Raw genomic sequence first — 3,111 nt, forward strand, 5'->3', positions numbered from 1 at the left:
GTCCACCCCGGCGGGGTCACGGCGCTCGACGACGTCTCGCTCACTGTCGAGCAGGGCGAACTGCTCGGCATCGTCGGCCCGTCCGGCTCCGGCAAGTCGACCCTGCTGAACATCATGGGCACGCTGGACCGGCCGACCAGCGGCACCGTGGAGATCGACGGCCAGGACGTGGCGGACCTCTCCGACCGCCGGCTGTCGGCGCTGCGGGGGCGCCGACTCGGCTTCGTGTTCCAGCAGTTCCACCTCACGGACGGGCTGACCGCCGCCGAGAACGTCGCCACCGGACTGCTGTACGCCGGGGTGGCACGCCGCAGGCGCCGCCCGCTCGCCCTGGAGGCGCTGGAGCGCGTCGGGCTCGCCCGCCGGGCCCGGCACCTGCCCCACCAGCTGTCCGGCGGCGAGCGGCAACGGGTGGCCATCGCCCGCGCGCTCGTCAACCGGCCCGTCCTGGTCCTCGCGGACGAGCCCACGGGCGCCCTCGACACCGCGAACGGCGTGGCCGTACTGGATCTGCTGACCGCGCTGAACCGTGAGGGGACCACCATCGCGGTCGTCACCCACGACCGGGACATCGCCGCCCAGCTGCCCCGCCGGGTGGAGATCCGCGACGGCCGCATCCGCTCCGACGTCCGCACCGACTCCTACGCCTGCACGGAAAGCCGCTCATGACCCACACCTCCACGAGAACGGCCGCCCGACGCACCGGCGACAGGCCGGTACGGCTGGCCCCGTCGGACATCCTGGGCCTGGGGCTGCTGGGCATCCGGACCCGCAGGATGCGGGCCGCCCTGTCGGCCCTCGGCATCTCGATCGGCATCGCCACCCTGATCGTCGTCACCGGGATCCCGGCGTCGAGCCAGAAGGCCCTGATGCGGGAACTCTCCGCACTGGGCACCAACATGCTCCAGGCGGTGCCCGCCCGCCAGGACCCACCGGTGCTGCTGCCCCCGGAGTCCGTGGACATGGCCCGCCGGATCGGACCGGTCACCGCGGTCAGCGCGGTCGCCAACACCCACACCGAGGTGCTCCGCAACGACCGTCAGGGAGACGCCGACTACACGGGGCTCACCGTCCTGGCCGGCAGACCGGACCTGCTGGGCGCGATCAACGCCGAGGTGGCGTCGGGCCGGTTCCTCAGCGCGGACACCCAGCGGTTTCCGACCGCCGTGCTCGGCTCGGTCGCCGCCGCACGGCTCGGCATCCCGAGGGTCGTCCCCGGGCAGAGCGCCCCGCAGATCTACATCGACCACCGCTGGTTCACGGTCATCGGCGTCCTGGACAGGACCCCGCTGTCGCCGGACATCGACCGCTCGGTGCTGGTGGGGTGGGACGCGGCGCGCGCTCTGCTGCGGTTCGACGGCCACCCGACCGTGATCTACCTCAAGGCGAAGGAGTCGCGGATCGAGGCCGTACGGGACGTGCTGCCCGCCACCCTCAACCCCGAACTGCCCGGAGTGGTCCAGGTCAGCCGCCCGTCCGACGCGCTGGCCGCCAAGCGGGCCACCGAGTCCACGTTCTCGGCGCTCTTCCTGGGACTCGCCGGGGTCGCCCTGCTGGTCGGCGGCATCGGGGTCGCCAACACCATGGTGATCTCCGTCCTCGAACGCCGCCGGGAGATCGGCCTGCGCCGCGCGCTCGGCGCCAACCGGGGCCAGATACGGGCCCAGTTCCTCACCGAGTCGGTCGTCCTGTCCGGTCTCGGCGGCCTGACCGGCATCGCCCTGGGCGCCCTGGCCACCCTCGGCTGGGCCACCCACCAGCACTGGCCGCCGGTCGTCCCCCTCACCTCGGTGACCGCCGGGTTCGCCGGGGCGATCCTGATCGGCATGCTGGCCGGCGTCTACCCGTCCGTCCGCGCCGCCCGCCTGACACCGACGGAGGCGCTGGCGACGGCCTAGGGGGAGTACGGGATCACCGGGCCGGGGACCAGTCCGGTGCGCGCCGGGGCTGTCGGCTTGGTCTGCACCGCGGTGCGGTCTCGGTCTCCACCGGGGTGCGGTCTCGGTTTGCTCCTGGTTGTCGCCTCGGTCCGAACCGGGACTGTCGCCCTGCCCGTGCCGTACCCGATCATGGCCGTATGCGTGCTCGTTTCCTCGGGATCACCGAGCTGACCGAAGTCCCGTCGGTGGCGGTCGTGGTCGATGTCATGCGGGCCTTCACGGTGGCCGCCTGGGCCTTCGCTCAGGGGGCGGAGAGGATCGTCCTCGCCGGGTCGCTCGACGAGGCCCTGGAGCTCAAGGCCCGCCACCCGGACTGGGTGGCGCTCAAGGACGGGCCGCCCGCGCCGGGGTTCGACGCCGTCAACTCGCCCGGCATGCTGCGGTCGACCGACCTCGCCGGGCTGACCGTCGTGCAGAAGACGACGGCGGGAACCGTCGGCGCGCTCGCCGTCCGGGAGGCGTCCCTGGTGCTGTGCGCGGGCTTCGTGGTGGCGGAGGCCACGGCACGCCTGCTGCGGGCACGGGGATGCGGCGACGCCACCTTCGTGGTCACCGGCGAGGACGGCCGGGCGGAGGAGGACCTGGCGTGTGCGCAGTACATCGCCGGACGGGCCGGTGGGGCGGGGACGGACGCGGCCGGGTACCTCCGGCGGGCCCGTGCCTCGCGCGCCGCGGCCGAACTGACGCAGGGCGTGCGGAAGGGCGTCCACCCCGACGACGTGGACCTCTGCCTCGAACTCGACCGGTTCTCCTTCGCCATGGTGGCGGCCGAGGAGGACGCGCTCATGGTGCTGCGTCCGTGTGCCGCCCCGTCGGTCGACAGCGAGGTGCGGCATGGCCGGTGACGGCCACTATCGCGGAGCCGAGGCGACACCGGGCAGGTCTGCCCCCGTCGACAGGGTGGCTCTGACGGTGACGCGCGGGTGCGGGGGAGCCGGTACGGCGAGCGTCCGGCCCGGCTCGCGCGCGGAGACGCTGCCGCCGATCGTGAGGGCCGTGACGGCGCGGCTGCCGGCCGCCAGCACGTACCACCTGTTCTTCGGCGACCGCCAGCCGGTGGCGGCCGCCACATGCCTGCCGAACCGGCCGCAGACCGCGGTCGACCGTTCCCGGGAGACGGTCCGCGCCGGTGCGCCGGGTCCGTCCGTGGAGCGGCGCAGCGTCACCGTCA

Annotated in this window: 3 protein-coding genes and 1 pseudogene; 3 read left to right on the forward strand and 1 reads right to left on the reverse strand. The window is 73.9% G+C overall.

Annotated features, from left to right (window positions below; genetic code table 11):
* From IF54_RS0138595 to IF54_RS0138605, 3 genes are all read left to right on the forward strand, one after another.
* A partial coding sequence (locus IF54_RS0138595) for an ABC transporter ATP-binding protein (RefSeq protein WP_037821194.1) occupies window positions 1-669 on the forward strand: 669 nt, incomplete at its 5' end.
* Window positions 666-1,898, forward strand: a complete 1,233-nt coding sequence (locus tag IF54_RS0138600; RefSeq protein WP_030327339.1) for an ABC transporter permease — start codon at window positions 666-668, stop codon at window positions 1,896-1,898. The genes IF54_RS0138595 and IF54_RS0138600, both read left to right, overlap by 4 nt.
* Before the next feature lie 179 nt (window positions 1,899-2,077).
* A complete protein-coding gene (locus tag IF54_RS0138605; RefSeq protein WP_030327340.1) occupies window positions 2,078-2,785 on the forward strand; it encodes a 2-phosphosulfolactate phosphatase in 708 nt (235 codons plus the stop codon).
* Between the two features lie 6 nt (window positions 2,786-2,791).
* Here the strand turns inward: IF54_RS0138605 and IF54_RS42885 are convergent.
* Window positions 2,792-3,111: pseudogene (locus IF54_RS42885) on the reverse strand (hypothetical protein); the annotation flags it as partial.

Source organism: Streptomyces sp. NRRL B-3229 (assembly GCF_000719505.1).
GTDB classification, from domain to species: domain Bacteria; phylum Actinomycetota; class Actinomycetes; order Streptomycetales; family Streptomycetaceae; genus Streptomyces; species Streptomyces griseorubiginosus.